The sequence below is a fragment of the Lysinibacillus sp. UBA5990 genome (assembly GCF_002429815.1).
Lineage (GTDB): Bacteria > Bacillota > Bacilli > Bacillales_A > Planococcaceae > Lysinibacillus > Lysinibacillus fusiformis.
On sequence record NZ_DJAY01000001.1, the window covers coordinates 44,406 to 64,852 of the forward strand.

A 20,447-nucleotide genomic window follows, 5' to 3' on the forward strand; every position below is an offset into this window, starting at 1 on the left:
TTTCTTTTTGGCGATTTCATGTAAAAAGGTTGTACGAAAGGCAAGTCTTCTTTTATTATTATTAAGTATGAAAAAAGGAGAATGACGAGATGAATTCAAATTTAGAAAAAGATATACAATCGCGTCGTACTTTTGCCATTATCAGTCACCCTGATGCTGGGAAAACGACGATTACAGAAAAGCTTTTACTTTTTGGTGGCGCCATTCGTGACGCAGGAACAGTAAAAGGGAAAAAAACAGGTAAGTTTGCAACATCTGACTGGATGGAGATCGAAAAACAACGTGGTATCTCTGTTACTTCTTCCGTGATGCAATTTGACTATAATGGCTCACGTGTAAACATCTTGGATACCCCTGGGCACCAAGACTTCTCAGAAGATACGTATCGTACACTAATGGCAGTAGATAGTGCTGTCATGGTAGTGGATGCCGCTAAAGGGATAGAGGCACAAACGTTAAAGCTATTTAAAGTTTGTAAAATGCGCGGTATTCCGATTTTCACTTTTATTAATAAATTAGACCGCCAAGGGAAAGAGCCGCTTGAGCTAATTGAAGAGCTTGAGGAAGTACTAGGAATTAATGCGTATCCAATGAACTGGCCGATTGGTATGGGGAAAGAGTTTCTTGGTATTTATGATCGTTACAATAAGCGTATTGAGCAGTTCCGTACGGATGAGACAGAGCGCTTTCTACCAATAGATGAAAATGGTGAACTTGCTGTAGAACATCCAATGAAAGTCACTTCTTATTATTCTCAAGCAATGGACGATATTTTACTACTGGACGAGGCTGGTAATGAATATTCGGAGGAAAAAATTCGTCGTGGCGAATTAACACCAGTGTTCTTTGGTTCAGCTTTAACAAACTTTGGGGTACAAACATTCCTAGAAACTTACTTACAATTTGCACCAATACCACAGCCTAGAATTACGGAAGATGAGCAGTTTATAGATCCACTTGAACAAGAAGAATTTTCAGGATTCATATTCAAAATTCAAGCAAATATGAATCCTGCGCACCGTGATCGCATTGCCTTTGTACGTATTGTTTCGGGTAAATTTGAGCGTGGCATGAATATGACATTGTCTCGTACAGGCAAATCCTTTAAAGTTACGCAATCTACACAATTCCTAGCTGATGATCGTGAGACTGTAGATGAAGCTGTTGCTGGAGATATTATCGGGTTATATGATACGGGGACTTATCAAATTGGAGACACTGTTGTCGGTGGTAAGAAAACATTCCAATTTGAAAAATTACCCCAGTTTACACCAGAATTATTTGTCCGTGTAACGGCTAAAAATGTAATGAAATCGAAGCAATTCCATAAAGGTATTTTACAATTAGTACAGGAAGGTGCTATTCAATATTATAAAACACTGCACACAGAAGAAGTTATTCTTGGAGCAGTGGGTCAACTGCAATTTGAAGTATTCGAACATCGTATGAAAAATGAATACAATGTGGAAGTAAGAATGGAGCCAATTGGTTCAAAAATTGCACGTTGGATTGAAAATGAAGAGGATGTTAAAGAGTCCATGTCCTCTGGTCGTTCAATGCTGGTGAAAGACCGTTTTGACAACCTTGTGTTCTTATTCGAAAATGAGTTTGCCATGCGTTGGTTTAACGATAAAAATGAGAACATTAAACTTTATAGCCTTCTTTAATAGTCAAACACGAATCGACAATTTTGCGATTCGTGTTTTTTTGCAAGGAAATTTGACACTGTCTGTAGAATATATACAGTATTAGGAAATTTAAGATTGCCATCACTAGATGGTAGAAAATTAGCCTATTTATAAAATAATCCCCTTTTCGGCTATCATAGAAAGGAAGAGGTAGAAAAAGGAGTTTATCATATGAACATTAGTAATTTTTCAATTAAAAGACCGGTCTTTACAATTGTAACGATGCTTTTTGTCATTTTATTAGGCGGTGTATCGTTATTAAAAATACCAATTACTTTAATTCCGGAGTTAAATCCTCCGATAGGTGTAGTAGTCACCTCCTATCCTGGAGCAAGCCCAACAGAGGTGAATGAGAGAGTAACGAAGCCTTTAGAGGCAACACTAGCCACCTTACCAGGCATTAAGAAACTACAGTCAACCTCGCAAGAAGGAAGCAATCTAATCGTCCTTGAGTTCAATTGGTCCACCAACCTAGAAGATGTCCAACTTGATATTTTACAAAGAATTGATATGACGCCTCTTCCCAATGATGCGGGCAAGCCAAGCTTTTTAAAGTTTGATCCATCTCAATTTCCAATTATTCAGCTATCATTGCGCGCAGAAAATGAAAATGTTGATGTGCGCTTATTAGCAGAGGATTTAGAAAAAGAGCTTCGACGGACAGAGGGTGTCGCAAGTGTGAATGTTTCGGGGAAGCTTATAGAGGAAATACAAATTACATTAGATGAGGAAAAGCTAGTCGAAAAAGGCTTAACACAGGCAGATATTATTCAAATCGTTCAAGCGAACAATGTATCACTTCCTGGTGATCCTGTTTTAACTGATGATGGAAAAATGTTAACAACACGTATTGTTAGTACATTAACTTCACCTGAAGATATAGCCAATTTAATCGTTTCTGTGAATCCTTTAACAGGTGAAGCGTTAACAGTTGGCAATCTCGCCTCTGTTAAAAGGGCAGAGCAGCCATCTTTAACGACAACTCGCGCCAATGAGCATGCAGCAGTTCTTATGTCTGTCATACAGGAGTCGGGTGCGAATACTGCAGAAGTGTCAAAGGAGTTTCAACAAACCTTAAATGAATTGCTAGAGAAAGAGCAATACAGTGGAATAACAGCAGACATATTAGTAGATCAAGGCAACTACGTGGATGTTGCTATTAGTAATATCGGCTCTTCCTTAATTTTAGGAGGATTGTTTGCCATGTTCGTCCTTTTTGTGTTCTTACGCAGTGTAAAGAGCCCTATCATCATTGGTATCGCTATCCCCTATTCAGTTATAGTGACATTTGTATTGATGTTTTTTGCTGATTTTTCACTCAATATTATGACTTTAGGTGCTCTAGCTTTGGGTATTGGCATGCTAGTGGATAATGCAATCGTTGTTATTGAAAATATTGAAAGACACTTAGGGCTAGGAAAAGATCCTATTACAGCAGCACAGGAAGGGACAAGGGAAGTTGCTCTTGCTATCACAGCTTCAACACTAACAACAATAGCTGTCTTTATTCCTGTTATGTTCATCGAAGGATTGATTGGACAAATTTTCACAGAATTTGCTCTCACAATTTCATTTAGTTTAATTGCCTCTTTAGTAGTTGCCCTTACAGTAGTGCCGATGCTAGCGAGTCGTCTTTTAAAAATGAAAAGTATTAACTTTTACGAGCAGCGTAGTAAATCTCAATTTTATATGCGATACAAGTCGTCTATTGTTTGGGTTCTGAAGCATCGTATGCTCATACTAATTTTCACAGTAGTTTGCTTTGGTCTATCATTATTCGGATTGACTAGAATTGGTACTGAATTTTTACCACCTACCGATGAAGGATTCACAACCATTAGCGTCAATCTTGAAAAGGGTGTAGCTGTATCTGAAACTGAAAAGGTTGTCAGGAAGATCGAGGAACGTTTAAAGCAGGAAAAAGATGTAGATGTTTATGTTAGTCTAATTGGTGGCACACAACAATCTCAATCACGTGGACAAACTAGCCCAAACCAAGCAGAAATATATGTAAAGCTAGTGCCTTTAGCGGATAGAGAACGTTCAATTTTTGAATTTGTCGAAGAGTTAGAGCAAAAATTACAGGGAGAGTTAGAAGATAAGACTGAACTGACATTTAACGTATCGACAGCAACTGGCTCATCACCACATACTTTAACGTTTAGATTAACTGACTCTGATGAAGGAAGGCTCCAACAGGCTGTTAATAAAGTACAACAAGAGCTACAAGCGATTGAAGAAGTGACGAAAGTCTCCACAGATTTAGATAATACGGTTCAAGAAATTCAAATTGAAGTCAATCGAGAGAATGCAAAAGATTATGGTTTTGTACCGGCCCAAATTGCACAGTCTGTCAATCAAATGACAAGAGGGCAATTAACGTCCCAATTAATAGCAGAGGATGGTGCTGTGTTACCTGTCTACACAGGTTTCGGACAGACCTTCAACGATAGTGTGAATTCACTAAAAGCAATGCAACTTCGTTCACCTGCGGGCTTGTTTGTGAAATTAGAGGATGTTGCTACAGTTTCTATAGAAGAGGGTCCCGTCTCTATTCGACGTTCTGATCAGGCTGCAGCAGTGGCATTTTTTGTTGAATATGAAACGAAGGAATCTTTAGGCGGAATATCAGCAAAGGTAGATAAAGCAATAGAGAGTGCTCATTTATCACCTACTACGCAAATTGTATTTAGCGGTGATCGAGAGCTTTATGATAGTGCAATCGATGATATGCTACTGGCCGTTATTCTGGCAATTATATTAGTTTATATTGTGATGGCTGCCCAATTTGAATCATTCAAATATCCATTTGTCATTATGTTTACGGTGCCATTAATGATCATAGGGGTAGCGGTTGCCATGTTTGCCACAAATACATTAATTGGTGTGACATCTGTAATTGGAATTTTAGTGCTTGTAGGGATTGTAGTAAATAACGGTATTGTGTTAGTTGATTATATTAACCAGCAAAAAGCGAATGGTATGTCAGCATATGAATCCATTTTACTGGCTACTCAGGATCGTCTCCGTCCAATCTTAATGACCGCGTTAACGACTATTTTAGGATTGCTTCCACTTGCACTTGGCATTGGGGAAGGAACAGAGATGAATCAACCGATGGGAATTGCAGTGATTGGAGGACTTGTGACGTCCACTTTACTAACACTATATATTGTACCGATTGTTTATAGTTTAGTGGATAAGGAAACAAGAAAGATGCGTTAGAATCGAGGGGGAATGGGAAATGAAAGTTCATTTTTTTACTGGTTTTCCTGGTTTCATTTCAAGTCAATTAATTAGGACATTGTTCCAAAAAAAACAAACACAACAGGTTATAGCAATCGTATTAGCTGGCGAAACCATTAAAGCTCATCAAGAGAAAAATAAAATATTAAAGGAGTTTCCTAATGGATCGATTCGTATTGTTGAGGGTGATATTACCTTGCCGAACCTCGGTTTAGATAATCAAGTAATTGAAGAAATCGTACCTCAAATTGAAGTGTTCTGGCATTTGGCAGCTATATACGATTTAGCTGTACCCCGTGATATTGCTTGGAAAGTGAATGTACATGGGACAACAATGGTGAATGAATTTGTGCGCACTTTACCCCATTTAGAACGCTATATGTACTTTAGTACGGCATATGTGGCTGGTACACGTGAGGGGGTACTGCGTGAAAATGAACTGATTCGACCATTCACATTTAAAAATTATTATGAAGAGACAAAATATGAGGCTGAGCTCCGAGTAGAAGATTTAAAATCCGAAATTCCATTAACAATTATTAGACCTGGCATTGTGAGGGGACATTCGGAAACGGGTGAAACAATTAAGTTTGATGGCCCCTATTTCTTTTTAAATTTAGTAGAACGTTTAAAATGTTTACCTATAATTCCGTATATTGGACAATCTACATCTACAATTAATGTAGTACCAGTCGATTATATATTAAATGCCTCAACTTTTTTGGCATCAGAACAAGAGGCTGAAGGCAAGACCTTTCATTTAACAGATCCGAATCCTCACCCTGTACAGGAAGTATATCGTACTATGGTGAAACTAGTGACGAATGCTTATCCGAAGGGACGTTTACCGTTTGCATGGGCAAAGCTATCCTTGCAAATTCCTTTTATTCGGAGAAAGCTAGGGGTGGAACAGGAGACATTAGATTATTTAACATGGAATGCCACATTCGACACGGCTGAAGCCCAGCAAATTTTGCAAAAGGGTGGAATTACATGCCCTGATTTTATTCAGACGATGCCGAGAATGATTGATTTTTATTTAGCACATAAAGAAGATAAGAGCTACCAGATACAAATTAAGTAATGAAAAAACAATATAGATATTTTTGTCAGCTGTAAATGATAGTGCTATAATGTTTGAAAGAAGATACCTTCGACACTTTGTCAAAGGGGAGTAGCTAACAGGTTTTGCAATTTTACCTGGTTTCACATTCGTCAAGACATGGTATTACCATCGGATGTGATAGTGAATAGCTCTATGCGTAAAAAGATGACTGATGACGTGTAGATTGATGTACCAATAAGGTACTAATTTACTTAGCGAGACCTTTGCCTACTTAAGGCAGGGGTTTTTTTCTTTTGTACTTTAGTGGAACTAGTCTTTGGGGTATTTAGAGCTTAGAGGAGGCACTAGCATAAATGGAAGCAATAATATTACAATACGGCTGGGTTTTAATTGTCCTAGTTGTATTAGAGGGATTACTAGCAGCTGATAATGCAGTAGTAATGGCTGTAATGGTCAAACATTTACCGCAAGAACAACAAAAAAAGGCGCTATTTTATGGACTATTTGGCGCACTGATTTTTCGATTCGCTGCTCTTTTTGTCATTACAGTTTTAGTAAACTATTGGCAAATACAAGCAGTAGGTGCGGCTTATCTGCTATTTATGTCGGCGAAAAATATTTATGATTTACGTAAACATAAAGATGATGAGGAAGAAGAGACGAGTGAAAAGGCTGGGAAAAAGGGTTCTGGATTCTGGTTAACGGTACTCAAAGTAGAAGCTGCAGACATTGCATTTGCTATTGATTCAATGTTGGCAGCAGTGGCAATCGCTGTCACGTTGCCTCATTTGGGGAATTTTGATATCGGTGGCATTAATGGTGGACAATTTATCGTCATGCTCCTTGGTGGCTTTATCGGGGTTATAATGATGCGTTTTGCTGCCCAATGGTTTGTCAAAGTATTAAATGATTATCCTTCACTTGAAACAGCTGCATTTTTAATTGTAGGCTGGGTAGGTGTGAAGCTCGTTGTCTTAACATTAGCCCACGAAAAAGTAGGGATTTTGCCTGCAGAATTCCCACATTCTACTGTATGGGAGTTAACATTCTGGATTGTCTTACTCGGCATAGCATTTGTAGGTTATCTAGTAGGTGTTCGAAATAAAAAATAGCTTAGATTGATTATTCAGCTGTAGTCAAAAGCCATCGAAAGTATACTCTCGATGGCTTTCTATCCCTAAAATGCAAAAAAGTAACACCCCCCAATTAGTAGCAATACTAATAATCCTCCGATTGTAAAAATAATGATACTCCAAGCCTTTAACCACTTATTTAAAACTTCACCTCCAAAATAAAAAAGCGTTTTTTTAGATATCGTTTCATTTCCAAAAGTATAGTATTAACTATTCCTCTTTCTTTTTTCTTGTATTTTTTCTATACTATAATCTATCTAGTTGGGCATCATATGTAGGAGGGGTTGTTAAAGTGCCTTGGAAAAAAACTTCCAATAGACTTGTCACACCATTTCAGGTACTTGTTTCTTATTATTTTATAGCAATAGCGATTTCCTTCCTGTTATTACGGCTTCCAGGCGTTCATCAAGAAGGAGTAAAGGTTTCCTTTTTAGATAGTCTATTTACGGCAGTAAGTGCAGTAAGTGTAACTGGTTTAACTACCATTAATATTTCTGAAACCTATACGAAATTTGGACTTGTGATGATTCTTGTTATTTTACAGTTAGGCGCAATTGGTATTATGTCATTGGGTACCTTTGTGTGGCTCTTAGTTGGGAAAAAAATAGGGATGCGAGAGCGTCAGTTAATTATGATTGACCACAACCAGTACAATTTGTCTGGTGTTGTGAAATTAATACGTGAAATCTTAAAAATCTTAATTGGTATTGAGGTAGCAGGTACGTTTATTTTAACGCTACATTTTACCAATTATTTTGATACATTAGAAGAAGCATTCTTACACGGAATATTTGCTTCAATTTCTGCTACAACCAATGGGGGATTTGATATTACGGGAATGAGCTTATTGCCATTCCATGATGATTATTTTGTTCAGCTGGTAACAATGGTACTTATTGTGTTAGGGGCAATCGGTTTCCCTGTCTTAATTGAACTAAAAACGTTCTTACTCAAACGTCATGCGAATTTTCGATTTAGCTTGTTTACAAAAATCACTACGTCTACTTATGCCATTTTATTTGTTGTTGGCGCTCTGGTCATTTTACTTCTCGAATCTTTCCATTCTTTCAAGGAAATGTCCTGGCATGAAGCGCTTTTTTCAGCGATGTTTCATTCTGTATCGACAAGATCTGCTGGGCTTACAACATACGATGTGACGACATTTAGTGAGGCGACAGATATTTTTATGAGCTTTCTCATGTTCATAGGTTCTTCTCCAAGTTCAGTGGGGGGAGGAATTCGAACAACTACTTTTGCCATAGCAATTTTATTTTTAATTACATTTGCAAGAGGTAGAGAGGATATCCAAGTATTTGGGCGAGAAATTCATTTAATTGATGTTTTCCGATCCTTCGTTGTAATCTTATTAGCCTTTTTCATGGTTTTAATTGCAACGATTATTTTGCTTATTACAGAGCCACATGCCTCCCTTATTCAAATTATTTTTGAAATCACCTCTGCGTTCGGTACTTGTGGTATGTCATTAGGGATAACTTCAGATTTATCAGTTATTGGCAAAATTATTATTATTATTTTAATGTTCATTGGTCGAGTTGGTTTAATATCCTTCCTGTATACACTAGGTGGCGGTGGTCGAGGAAAGAAATCGAAATTCCATTATCCAAAGGAACGCGTAATAATTGGGTAACACTCACAGAACTTTGATATATAAGGAATTATTGAGGGGTAATCATGAGATTGCCCCTTTTTTCTGTAAAAATGTTTAAAAAGATCTTCTTTTCGATAACCAGAAATAGCATGAAAGAGTTATTGACTTTCTTCTATTATATAGGGGTAAAAAGAGATAAAATTGTCGAAAGTTGTCATTACAGCTGTATATACATTAAAAAACAACTATACTAATTCTATACATTTTTTTAGAAAATGAAAATTATCTATTGAAATTGAATAGGTATTTCCAATACAATAAAAAATACATAAAAACACCACGCAAATAAACGTAAAAATTATGAAGAGAATAAGATGTTTGATATAGGATAAGAGGACTCCATTTGATACCAAAACGCCTAAACGTGTCAGTTGTCACAAAATTTTCTAAAAATTTAAAAATTTATTTCCCGAGTGTGAAAATATTAAGTGGGTATATTTTCAACGTATAGATTGTCAGTCTTTAAGAAATTTGCCCTAAACTTTTTTAGAATTGCTATGATTACTTGACTAATAAATTCAGCATGCAGAAATGCTTTAAATAGCTCAACCCTTTTTAGGGCATTTTTAAGAATTGTTTAAGACATTAAAAAAAGCTAGTCCTGATCGTTCATTACAGGACTAGCGTTTCTTATTAAAGTGTGGGGATTGTTGCAAAGTAAGGAGCTTGACCATGACGGAAATAAGTTAAAAGATAGCCATCTTTTTGTACAATTTTGCCATTCAGGAAATCATCATAATTGAGAGCATGTGGGATTACCAAAGTATGCTTAAACAGCTCTTTCTCAGTAAGTTTAAAGTCTGCAAATGCCTCACCAGCGATAGCCGGATTTTCACGTAATGTCTGGTAGATTATTTTTTGTTGCTCTACTGTTGGACGTTCCTTCCACCATAGTTTACGTGGCTGGAATTGCTGAACCGTTAGATAATCTAGTTGCATTAAGCTCTGAATAATGTTTAAATTCGCCCCTTCCACAGTTTCTAAGAACATTAGTAAACGGCGGAATAAATCTTCTAATTGATGGCCAATACGGGACCATCCCTTAGTTTCCCAATACGTACCAAAGCTTTGGAAAAAGTCAAATGGTGTATCGAAGACCTCGGTTACTAAATATTCGATTGTATGATCCATACGATGATCATTCCAGTATTTCTCTAGAACATCCTCTGCGTGTTTAATGCTAACAATATCATCAAATGTAAGGACATTATTAGAAAAGATTTCATAAGGCGCTAAATCGACGTAAGTATAACCAAACTTCTCAGCCTCCACTCGAAGCCCTGTACCACGTAAAAGCTTTAAAAAGCCAAGTTGAAGTTCTTCTGGTCGCATGGCAAAAACATCATTAAAGGTTTGACGGAAGCTTGCGTAATCCTCTTCAGGTAAACCTGCTATCAAGTCTAAATGTTGATCGATTTTTCCACCATCTTTAACCATTGTCACTGTTCGTTTTAGTTTTTCAAAGTTTTGGCGACGCTGTACAAGTGTATTGGTTAAATCGTTAGTGGACTGAACACCAATTTCGAAGCGGAACAAACCTCTCGGTGCATGGTCATTTAAAAATTGGATAACTTCCGGACGCATAATATCGGCAGTAATCTCAAACTGGAATACAACACCTGGTTTATGTTCATCAATTAAAAACTGGAACATTTCCATAGCGTAGCTACGGCTTATATTAAACGTTCGATCCACAAATTTTATAGTTCTAGCGCCATTATTCATTAAGAAACGAATATCTTCTTTAATTTTTTCGCGGTTAAAGTATCGAACACCAACCTCTATAGAAGATAAACAGAATTGGCAGCTAAACGGACAGCCTCTACTTGTTTCAATGTACTGAATACGTTTGCCAAGGTGGGGAAGATCCTCTTCGAAGCGAAACGGACTCGCTAATTCGCGCAAATCTATCTTAGGTGGTTGAGCGTGAATCTTAACTTTTCCGTCCTCCAAATAGCAAATTCCAGGGACATCCTCCAGTAATATTTCACCGTGTAAATAACGTAACAATTGCTTAAAAGAAGTTTCTCCTTCACCCATCACTATGAAATCTACTTCGGGTATACGGCGTAGCCAATGGTGAGAATCATAAGAAACCTCAGGTCCTCCAAGCAAAATTTTAACATCTGGACAGACCGTTTTTAACATTTTAATAACATGAATTGTTTCTTCAATATTCCAAATATAACAGCTAAATCCAACTATATCAGGTTTTTTTTGGAACAAATCTGATACAATATTAAAAGCAGGGTCTTTAATTGTATATTCTGCTATAATTGGATTGAATTCGGGTGCAGCCGCACCTTTTAAATAGCGCAATGCTAGGTTCGTGTGTATATACTTTGCATTTAAAGTAGTTAAAATAGTATTCATACAATAATCTTCCTTTCAATATCTAATTGTATCAGTCAAGTATTTGACATACAATATAATTCTTTTTACCTATTTATTTTGTGAACAGTTCGTGAAATAATTTAAAATACTTAAATTTACTAAATTTTGTAATAATAGAATCGTGCTGTCATAATGTATAGTAAAGGCTCAAAATTCGATTTAGAGGTTTTTTACTCTTTTGAAAGGTTCGGTGAGAAAGTTGAAGCAAAATGATATTAATCAATGTTTTGGAAATCTTATGAAAAGTACTTCGTCACCAACACTTATACTCAATAAAGCAGGGAAAATTTTGAACGTTAATGAGGCTGCTATCCAACTATTTAATCTTAATTTAACGTATATTGGCAATTTGGCTATGGACGAGCCATCTAAATTTAAATGGGCGAAGTTCGTCCAACAATTACAAAAGGATTTACGATCGGAAGAAATTTTCAACATTCGCACAATAGGAAATGAGTATGAAATGTTATCTTTTAAATGTTTCTACGACCCAAATGCGGAAGAAATTGTTGCGCAAATTTCCACACTACATGATGATGTTACCCATAAATTATACGTTAGTCAGGAGCATGAAAGATCCCAATCTTTTAATGCGTATGATTACTTACCGTATGCTGTTATAGTAAGTGACTCTAGCGGTATAATTCTTGGGCTTAATAAGTATGCAGAAATGTTTCTCAAAGTAGAAAGCTCACAGCTACTCTATAAAGCTCATCAGCATATATTTGATCTATTTACATTGAAAAAAGGGCAAATTACATCCTACCTTTCTAAATTAATGGGTGAAAAACATGCATGTCTTCACGTTGTCGATGAAACACAAGTAAGTAGAACTTGCTACTATGAAATTTCCAGTATCTTTGATGAATACAATAATATTATTGTCACAGTTATTAATGATGAAACAGAGAAGAAGCAACTTCAACATAAAGTTGAGCATCAACAGGCTTTAAATGTTGTTGGACAAATGGCAGCGAGTATTGCGCATGAAATTCGTAATCCATTAACTTCTTTAAAGGGTTTTACTGATTTATTGAAGATAAATGCTGACGATGAATCACGCATGTATCTCTCTGTCATTGATAGCGAGCTTCAACGAATGGAACAAATTTTATCAGAGCTTTTAGTTTTGTCCAAGCCATCAACTATGAAAGTAGAGTTATTGGAACTAGATCATATTGTGAAACAAGTTATTGAGTTTATGTTACCAGATGCACTCATGAAAAATATTATGATTCAGTACATTTCAATTCCAAATCAAGTTTATATTGGTGGAAATGAAAATCGATTAAAGCAAGTGTTAATGAATCTCATCAAAAACGCGATGGAGTCCATGAATAATGGTGGTACGATTACTGTAGAAATGACAACAAATGACTGCGCGATTGTTGAACTTACAATTAAAGACGAAGGCGTTGGAATGGATAGCACAACCCTTCAAAACCTATTCCAGCCTTTTTACACGACAAAATCAACAGGGACAGGACTGGGCCTTGCTTTCGTGAAAAAAGTTATAGAAGAGCACGATGGAGTTATAGGTGTTAATAGTGAATTACAGAAGGGGACATGCTTCCATCTGCAGTTCCCAATCTATACATTTAACCAAGTGGATACAATGGAAGTATCCACAAAAGATTCTGCCTATTTGGTAACATAAAGAGAGTAAAAAATGATTGGATAACAACAATATAACCTTCTAAATCAGATAATGCTTTTGACAATGCTTTTCTAATATCGCTATAATGTCAAGTATAAAGAGCGAAGTGAGAGGAAAAGAATATGACGTCAGAAGACTTAAAACAATCTTTAAAATTATATATTGTATTGTCACGGGCACTTAAAGCTATCAATGAGACAACACATCAATTATTCCAGGATAATGGTTTAAACCCAACTGAATTTGCTGTTCTCGAGCTTCTTTATCATAAAGGAAGACAGCCATTACAGCAAATTGGCAATAAAATTTTACTTGCCAGTGGGTCTATTACGTATGTCATTGATAAGCTTGAAAAAAGAGGCTATTTATTGCGTGTATCCTGTCCTTCAGATCGTCGTGTGACATATGCAGAAATCACGGATGAAGGCGAAGCATTTATGGGAGAACTATTCCCAAAACACGAGCAGCATTTGCATGAAATAATGAGCGTATTATCTTCAGAAGAAAAAGAGCAAGCTATTACGTTATTAAAGAAAATGGGCCTTTCTATTAAAGATTTATCTTATTAAAAAAGTTGTCTCATTCATTTGAGACAACTTTTTTAGTGTAAATGGATCTCAAACATACATAAAAAGGACGATAGACAATGCCTTGTCTATCGTCCTTCTTGTATTACGAATTATTATTTTTTAGAAATAGTTGCTGCCATGTTCATCATAGCATTCGTTAAATCTAGCTTATCATTATCGTGAATAGTTAATTTTGTAATGAGACCATCATTTTCAAAAACAACCCCAATTACTTTCTCTGTGTCAAAGTCTACAACATAACCTTCAATATTTTGTACATCCTTGAATACAGCTAATTCATCAGTAGTTAAAGCTACTGTATCACCTACAGCATTCATATAATCTTGCATAGCTGTTTTTACTTCAGTAAAGCTTGATTGTGATGTCTCAATTGTTTCAATACGCATAAACACTTCGTCATCATCATTAGATACTAGCATATCCTTACCTGGCTCTTCTTGCGTTAATGTGAATCCTGGAAGTTGTTGTAGTTTATAGCTTTGGTCAACACTTTTAGATTCAGTTGCCTTTTCTGTTTTATCTACACCATTTTGTTTGTAAGTCACATCATGCTGTGGCTGTTTAGAAGCATCCTCAGTATTTGTTTCATTTGATGCAGGCGTATCTGTACTTTCTTCCTCTTGTGCTTCACCTGCTGTTTCTTCGCCAGATGGTTTTTGATCGGCAGCAGTATTGGACGGCTCATTTTGCTGAGCATCTGAATCCTCTGTTTTTTCAGAGGTATTACAACCTACAACTAGTACTGCTGTTAATAATAATGCAAGAATTGAAAATAATTTTTTTTGCATAAAAAACCCTCCTTTTCTAAATTAAACGTTAGTAAAGCTAAAATGTTTCCAAATAATAATGTTATGATGTTAAAGGTAACACTAAAAATAATAATAGTACAAAAACTACATGAGCTACAATAACAAGTGGCATACTTTTCCGCCATTCATACAAGAAGCCCCAAATAATACTTGTCACAAGTGCAGCAACCACGCCTAAAATAAAACCACTTAGGGCAATGGAGATTGCGCATAAAACGGCCGTCACTAGGATAGCCAAAGTTGGACGCATAAAGCGTTTTAATTGTTGCTGAACATAACCACGCCAAAATAATTCTTCGCCGATGGCAACAATAAAAACAAGTAATGCATAGTGCCAAATATTTTGTGGTCCATAGTTTGTTAAAAATTTATGAACAGATTGTACTAAGTTATTATTAATAAATGGAGCAAGCCAATAACCGAAGCGAATAATACCATAAGTGATGGTACCGTATCCAATCCCAAAGAGTAAAAATTGCCATGTGGGTAGTTGATCTTCAATAGAACCAGCTAATATGGCGATGGCAATACATACTAGTAAAGTAAATGCATACATGTACCAAAATACTGCTTGGTTAGCAAAGGTAAAGGCAAGCATGCCATAAACGAATAATAGAGAAAGGAGTAATAGTATTGTTTGTTTTGAATTTGTTAGCATATACGACCTCCATGCTTTAATTTTATCAAAAAAAAAGCCCCATATCATCTATAAAGACAAATAGGGACTATTCAGACTATTAAGCTTCATTCGTATATAAAATTTTGTAACGTTTATGATTGACAACCGTTTTCTCTTCAATTTCAAGGGAATCAAAATTCTCCATATATGTTAAGTTAACAATCACCGAATTTTCATTTACCTTTTCGACAATACCTTGGAGACCATTTTTAAACTCGATAATATTCCCAACTTCAGCTATTTTCACAGACAGTCAGCTCCTTCATCGACTAATAATATACAGTTTGCACGAAAAAATGGTAAACGTAAAGCTTTTTTTAAATAATTCATAATTTATTACACAAAAGAAGAAAAGAAAGGAATAAAACTAATGGAAAAATACGAAAATATGCTTAAACAATTACAAAATGGGGAAATAGGAAGTATTGAAATTCAAAAGGAAGATTTTTACGAATTTCGAGAAATTCTTGTAGGGCATCCTTTATTTAAACATTTCAGAGGTGAGGCCAAGCAAAATGGACGAATTATCTATACTTATAACGAAATACCTAGGAGTTAATTTGTCGAACATTGTCGTAAGTTAATGCTGTAAGAAATGAAATATAAATGTATAATAATGGTATGATTATTTGTGTGTGGAGGGTTGTATGAATGGTCAATCTACTCTTGAAACAAATGGAACAAACTCGTGAGTTGATGATTCGCTCTGGTGTTGAAAACGGGTTACAAAATGCAAAAACCATTCAACTGAGTCGCAGATTAGACCAGTTAATGAATACCTATTATAGACAGACAGCATTTGATGAAGAAAAAGACCAAGACGAATAAAAAGATTGTTCCAGTATTCAGAGTAATAACATTTTAAAAATAGATGTTTAAAATGCATTTTAATGGGGAATAACTTACTATGAACACAGCAACATTCTCATTTCCCCCTTTAGAGCAGTGATCCCCCAATCACTTGCTCTCTTTTTTTTGCTTATTCGGTATATATGCAAGTTATCTATATATTAGTACAAGTTATAGGAAGAGTTTGAATTATTTTATTTATTCGCCTAAACTGAAAACATCAAGTCACTTAGGCGAAAGAAGCCTAACTATATGACAAAGGAGTATGTACATATGAAAAAGCAACGTATTGCATTTATCGGAACTGGCGTAATGGGGACAAGTATTATTAAACACTTATTGAAAAATGACCATGAGGTAACGGTGTATACTCGTACTAAAGAAAAAGCAGAGCCACTAGTAGCTTTAGGAGCATCATGGGCTAGTTCGCCAGCAGAAGCATTTAAACATCAAGACATTGCATTTACAATGGTTGGCTACCCCTCAGATGTTGAAGAGGTTTATTTTGGAGAAAATGGTCTTTTCAAAACAGCTGAACCCGGCAACCTTGTCATTGATATGACGACTTCAGAGCCATCTTTAGCCAAGAAAATATATGAGCATGCACAAACTATTGGTGTAGAGTCTTTAGATGCGCCTGTTTCAGGTGGTGATATCGGTGCACAAAATGGTACATTGTCTATTATGATCGGTGGCGATTTAACAACTTACGATAATGTTTTACCGCTGATGAAGCATTTTGGAGAAAATATTGTTTATCAAGGTAAGGCAGGGGCAGGCCAGCATGCAAAGATGTGCAATCAAATTGCCATAGCTTCAGGCATGATTGGCGTATGCGAATCACTTGCTTATGGACTCAAGGCAGGGTTAGATTTACCAACCGTATTGCAGTCCATTGCATCAGGTGCGGCAGGTTCTTGGTCTCTAAGTAATTTGGCACCACGCATGATCAAAGAAGACTTTGCACCAGGTTTTTATATCAAACATTTTGTGAAGGATATGAAAATAGCTTTGGATGAATCCGAGAAAATGGGAATTACTTTGCCAGGATTGGCGTTAGCCTATGAAATGTATGAAAAATTGATCGAAGAGGGCTATGGTGATAATGGGACACAGGCTCTTCTTCAGCGTTACAAATAATAAAAATCTTATATGGATAAAAAAGAACCTGAAGTTTCTTCATTTTGGAGAGACTTCAGGTTTTTTTGTTACTCTTTCCCAAAAAGTTGGGCGTCTAGTGAAAAGCTAGAAGCACCGGCTAGCGTGAAGTAAAGAGCAATTGCACCCAAGGCTAAATCTAATTCGTATCCGGCTAAACCATCAGCCCCGATAAAGCCAATGCTTAGCTTAGCTGTGAAAATGGCCACAATCATAGTCATCGTTAGTAATGCGCCAAAAATTCTTGTTGCTAAACCTAAAATAAGGGCAATACCTCCTACTAACTCAATAATTGCAACGATATACGCCATAAATCCTGGTATACCTAAACTTTCAAAGAAGTCTGCCGTGTAGCTAATTCCTCCTTGAAATTTTTGAAAACCATGCACGGCAAAAATAGTACCGAGAACGACACGTAAAATAGTTGAACCAATGTTTTGCATTATAAAGTATCTCCTTTTCATTTAACTTACAATTCGTAACTTAGTTTATTTTTAAAAACAACTTTTGTCAAGTAACTAAATGTGTTTTAAGAACTGAATGTTGGAAGAAGTGTTATACTGTTGTATATGAACTACTAACAATGGAGGCTTGTAACGTGGATCAAAAAAAAATTTGTCCTCGATTTGAAAAGGCGCTAAAAGTATTAAATCATCGCTGGAATACTTTACTTATTTTCCAATTATTAGATGGCCCTCAGCGGTATTCAGTCATTAAAAATCAGTTAAATATAAGCAGCCGCGTATTAACTGAGCGATTAAAGGAGCTAGAGATTGAGGAAATTGTAATACGCACTGTCATTCCTTCTACCCCAGTCATCATTGAGTATGAACTTACGGAAAAGGGATACGCACTTGCACCGGTGCTAAAAGCAATCGAACAATGGTCTTCTGAATGGGTAGCAATAACCGAAGAATAATAAAAAAGATATTCAAGCGAGGGGGCTTGAATATCTTTTTTTTTACATAGAAAAAGATTTAGAAAGTCTTTATTTATCGAACTTTTAGCAGTTATGTTTCAATGAGTTTACTGTTATATTGTAAATAATATTAATTTTCTTTAAAAAAAGGAATTTTTTATTACGGGAAGAAATTAATTGATTATTATAGAGAATGTAAGGGAGGGTTTTATGAAAAAGAGTTCAGCAATAGATGTCCAGCATCGAAGTCAGTTAGCGATTTACTTATCATTGCCAATACTTTCATGGGCTTTCTATGATTTTGCTAATACAATTTTTTCTTCAAATATTAATACGATTTTTTTCCCGTTTTATATGGATGAGGTATTAGGAACAAATGAAGTCATGCAACAAGTAGCTAGTACATTTATTTCGTATGCGAATGCCATTGCAAGCTTATTACTTGTAGTATTTTCTCCACTTTTCGGAGTGTGGATTGATAATACTGGCTATAAAAAGAGATTTATTGTCTGGTTTGCTTCTATTTCCATTCTTTTTACTTTTATGATGGGGATATTTGCGGATCTACAGACAACCATTCATTACTCAGGCGTACCACTTAGTTTATTTTTAGTCGTGGCAAGTTTTGTCATTGCAAAGTTCTTCTTTAATTCGAGTCTAGTATTCTATGATTCCATGATGGGAGATTTAGGAACGAAAGAAGAAATGCCACTTATATCTGGCTATGGCGTTGCAATTGGGTATTTGGGTACACTTTTTGGTCTTCTCGTTTATTTGTATGTTGGCAACAGTGGTTTTCATCGCGCATTTATTCCTACGGCCATTTTGTATTTATTATTTTCACTGCCTTTATTTTTGATCAATAAAGATACTCCGATCCCAAAAGCACAGAGAAAGTCTTTAAAATTTATAGATGGCTATAAAGAAATTATTCAAACCTTCAAGGATATGAAGCAATATAAAGCGATTTTTACTTTTATGATCGCTTATTTCTTTTTGAATGATGCTATCGCTACTACGATTGCAATGATGGCAGTTTACGCGACGGCTATTGTCGGGTTTAGTTCGGGTCAATTTATCATTCTTTATTTAGTCTCTACTGTATCCACGATAATTGGGTCTTTGGCATTTGGTTATATTACAAAATCAGTAGGAGCTAAACGTGCTATTACTATGGTAGCCCTAATTATGATTGTCGCTTTAGTGTTTGCTGTATTTGCCACAGCACAATGGATGTTTTGGCTTGCAGGTAGTCTTTTTGGTATATCACTTGGCTCTATGTGGGTAACGTCTAGGACCTATATTATTGAATTGTCACCAGATGAGAAACGTGGGCAGTTCTTTGGCTTGTTTGCTTTCTCTGGGAAAGTATCATCCATTATTGGGCCAGCCGTATATGGAACAGTTACATTATGGATGAAGGATTACGGTACATTAGCTAGCCGTGTCGCACTATCGACGCTAATCGTAATGACAGTCATCGGCCTATTGGTACATCTAAAAGTTAATGATAAAAATGGAAATAGCAAGTAGGAGAAATGTATTGCCTATGATACAATTGAATTATAAATTGAAGTAGAGAAAGGAGCGGGGTTGCATTGGAACATAAAGGAATATTATTAGAAAGTGGCACAAATGAGCTAGAAATCGTTGAATTTGAAGTGGCTAACAATAAGTTTGGTATCAATGTAATTAAAGTAAAAGAAATCATTCAACCGATTCCAGTAACATTTATTCCACACGCGCACCCGCATGTAGAAGGAATTATTCAATTACGAGGTGAAGTATTACCAGTTGTGGATATGCTACGGGTACTAGGAATTCAGAGTACTGAGCGTAACCCGCAACAAAAATATATTGTTGCTGAATTTAATAAGCAACGTGTTGTGTTCCATGTGGATAACGTGACACAAATTCACCGTATATCATGGAATCAAATTGAGAAGCCTTCAGATATGTATCAGGGCGGAACATCACAAGTTATAGGTGTTATTAAACAAAACGAGCAAATGATTCTACTACTCGATTTCGAAAGAATTATGGTGGATATTAATCCAGAATCGGGCATAAGTGTGGAATCTGTTAAAAAGCTGGGCAAACGTGAACGTACTGGAAAACGTATTTTAATTGCAGAGGATTCACCACTATTACGGAAGTTATTATTTGATACGATGAATGAAGCGGGCTATGATAATGTAGAGTTCTTTGAAAATGGCCGAGATGCTTATGAATACTTAGAAGGAATTGCCAAGAGCGGTAGTGATATCGCAGAACATATTCAATTAGTCGTAACAGATATTGAAATGCCACAAATGGATGGGCATCATTTGACAAGAAAAATCAAAGAGCATCCTGATCTTCAAAAACTTCCAGTTATCATATTCTCAAGTCTAATTACAGATGACCTTCGTCATAAAGGTGATCAGGTAGGAGCAGAAGATCAAATTAGTAAGCCAGAAATTGCAGAGCTCATCCTACGCGTAGACCAATTAATTCTGTAATAATTGTGCCTTACATGATACTTCACAATTTTAATAATGGGTATCCTGAAAGTATAAATAAATGAAAGTAAAGTCGGATGCCTTTAAAG

At 36.0% G+C, this 20,447-nt stretch carries 18 protein-coding genes; 13 read left to right on the plus strand and 5 right to left on the minus strand.

The genetic code is table 11. The annotated features are described in order from the left end of the window. Positions 1-89: 89 nt before the first annotated feature. The 5 genes from B3D94_RS00195 (at position 90) to B3D94_RS00215 (ending at position 8,781) form a co-directional block, all read left to right on the plus strand. Positions 90-1,667 (plus strand): peptide chain release factor 3, encoded by a 1,578-nt coding sequence (locus B3D94_RS00195; protein ID WP_008174169.1) that lies wholly within the window; start codon positions 90-92, stop codon positions 1,665-1,667. A 192-nt stretch (positions 1,668-1,859) separates the two neighbouring features. Further along, positions 1,860-4,913 (plus strand): efflux RND transporter permease subunit, encoded by a 3,054-nt coding sequence (locus B3D94_RS00200; protein WP_291753248.1) that lies wholly within the window; start codon positions 1,860-1,862, stop codon positions 4,911-4,913. A 19-nt stretch (positions 4,914-4,932) separates the two neighbouring features. Then, positions 4,933-6,018, plus strand: a complete 1,086-nt coding sequence (locus B3D94_RS00205; protein WP_069480181.1) for an SDR family oxidoreductase — start codon at positions 4,933-4,935, stop codon at positions 6,016-6,018. Positions 6,019-6,353: 335 nt separating this feature from the next. Next, complete coding sequence (locus B3D94_RS00210) at positions 6,354-7,112, plus strand: TerC family protein (RefSeq protein WP_069480182.1); 759 nt, start codon at positions 6,354-6,356, stop codon at positions 7,110-7,112. Between the two features lie 313 nt (positions 7,113-7,425). Further along, entirely contained in the window at positions 7,426-8,781 is a 1,356-nt protein-coding gene (locus B3D94_RS00215; RefSeq protein WP_193831039.1) for a TrkH family potassium uptake protein, read from the plus strand. A 654-nt stretch (positions 8,782-9,435) separates the two neighbouring features. Here the strand turns inward: B3D94_RS00215 and B3D94_RS00220 are convergent. Beyond that, positions 9,436-11,175: a B12-binding domain-containing radical SAM protein gene (locus B3D94_RS00220; protein ID WP_291753256.1), complete on the minus strand. Its 1,740-nt coding sequence runs from the start codon at positions 11,173-11,175 to the stop codon at positions 9,436-9,438. Between the two features lie 310 nt (positions 11,176-11,485). On the opposite strand from B3D94_RS00220, the gene B3D94_RS00225 reads away from it, so the two are divergent. Further along, positions 11,486-12,853 carry an ATP-binding protein gene (locus B3D94_RS00225; RefSeq protein ID WP_291753258.1) on the plus strand — a complete coding sequence of 456 codons (1,368 nt, stop codon included), beginning with the start codon at positions 11,486-11,488 and terminating at the stop codon, positions 12,851-12,853. 122 nt (positions 12,854-12,975) lie between these two features. Continuing rightward, a complete protein-coding gene (locus tag B3D94_RS00230) occupies positions 12,976-13,422 on the plus strand; it encodes a MarR family winged helix-turn-helix transcriptional regulator (RefSeq protein WP_008174146.1) in 447 nt (148 codons plus the stop codon). Between the two features lie 113 nt (positions 13,423-13,535). Here B3D94_RS00230 and B3D94_RS00235 read toward each other — a convergent pair whose 3' ends face one another. From B3D94_RS00235 to B3D94_RS00245, 3 genes are all read right to left on the minus strand, one after another. Next, positions 13,536-14,231 (minus strand): hypothetical protein, encoded by a 696-nt coding sequence (locus B3D94_RS00235; RefSeq protein WP_291753281.1) that lies wholly within the window; start codon positions 14,229-14,231, stop codon positions 13,536-13,538. A 61-nt stretch (positions 14,232-14,292) separates the two neighbouring features. Further along, positions 14,293-14,910, minus strand: a complete 618-nt coding sequence (locus B3D94_RS00240; protein WP_069480187.1) for a CPBP family intramembrane glutamic endopeptidase — start codon at positions 14,908-14,910, stop codon at positions 14,293-14,295. Positions 14,911-14,989: 79 nt separating this feature from the next. Beyond that, positions 14,990-15,178, minus strand: coding sequence for a YkvS family protein (locus B3D94_RS00245; RefSeq protein WP_004224583.1), 189 nt, complete (start codon positions 15,176-15,178; stop codon positions 14,990-14,992). 123 nt (positions 15,179-15,301) lie between these two features. Here B3D94_RS00245 and B3D94_RS00250 point away from each other — a divergent pair, with 123 nt between their 5' ends. The 3 genes from B3D94_RS00250 (at position 15,302) to B3D94_RS00260 (ending at position 16,920) form a co-directional block, all read left to right on the plus strand. Further along, positions 15,302-15,490 carry a hypothetical protein gene (locus B3D94_RS00250; protein ID WP_008174143.1) on the plus strand — a complete coding sequence of 63 codons (189 nt, stop codon included), beginning with the start codon at positions 15,302-15,304 and terminating at the stop codon, positions 15,488-15,490. A 92-nt stretch (positions 15,491-15,582) separates the two neighbouring features. Further along, positions 15,583-15,759 carry an aspartyl-phosphate phosphatase Spo0E family protein gene (locus tag B3D94_RS00255; protein WP_008174142.1) on the plus strand — a complete coding sequence of 59 codons (177 nt, stop codon included), beginning with the start codon at positions 15,583-15,585 and terminating at the stop codon, positions 15,757-15,759. 294 nt (positions 15,760-16,053) lie between these two features. Then, positions 16,054-16,920: an NAD(P)-dependent oxidoreductase gene (locus B3D94_RS00260; protein ID WP_069480188.1), complete on the plus strand. Its 867-nt coding sequence runs from the start codon at positions 16,054-16,056 to the stop codon at positions 16,918-16,920. Positions 16,921-16,988: 68 nt separating this feature from the next. Here the strand turns inward: B3D94_RS00260 and B3D94_RS00265 are convergent, their stop codons facing one another. Beyond that, positions 16,989-17,381, minus strand: a complete 393-nt coding sequence (locus tag B3D94_RS00265; RefSeq protein WP_069480189.1) for a DoxX family protein — start codon at positions 17,379-17,381, stop codon at positions 16,989-16,991. A 155-nt stretch (positions 17,382-17,536) separates the two neighbouring features. Here B3D94_RS00265 and B3D94_RS00270 point away from each other — a divergent pair, with 155 nt between their 5' ends. The 3 genes from B3D94_RS00270 (at position 17,537) to B3D94_RS00280 (ending at position 20,358) form a co-directional block, all read left to right on the plus strand. Then, positions 17,537-17,857, plus strand: a complete 321-nt coding sequence (locus B3D94_RS00270; protein ID WP_069480190.1) for a winged helix-turn-helix transcriptional regulator — start codon at positions 17,537-17,539, stop codon at positions 17,855-17,857. 210 nt (positions 17,858-18,067) lie between these two features. Then, on the plus strand, positions 18,068-19,390 hold the full coding sequence (locus B3D94_RS00275; RefSeq protein WP_291753332.1) for an MFS transporter: 1,323 nt from the start codon (positions 18,068-18,070) through the stop codon (positions 19,388-19,390). A gap of 65 nt (positions 19,391-19,455) precedes the next feature. Then, a complete protein-coding gene (locus B3D94_RS00280; protein ID WP_008174137.1) occupies positions 19,456-20,358 on the plus strand; it encodes a chemotaxis protein in 903 nt (300 codons plus the stop codon). The last annotated feature ends 89 nt before the right edge of the window (positions 20,359-20,447 follow it).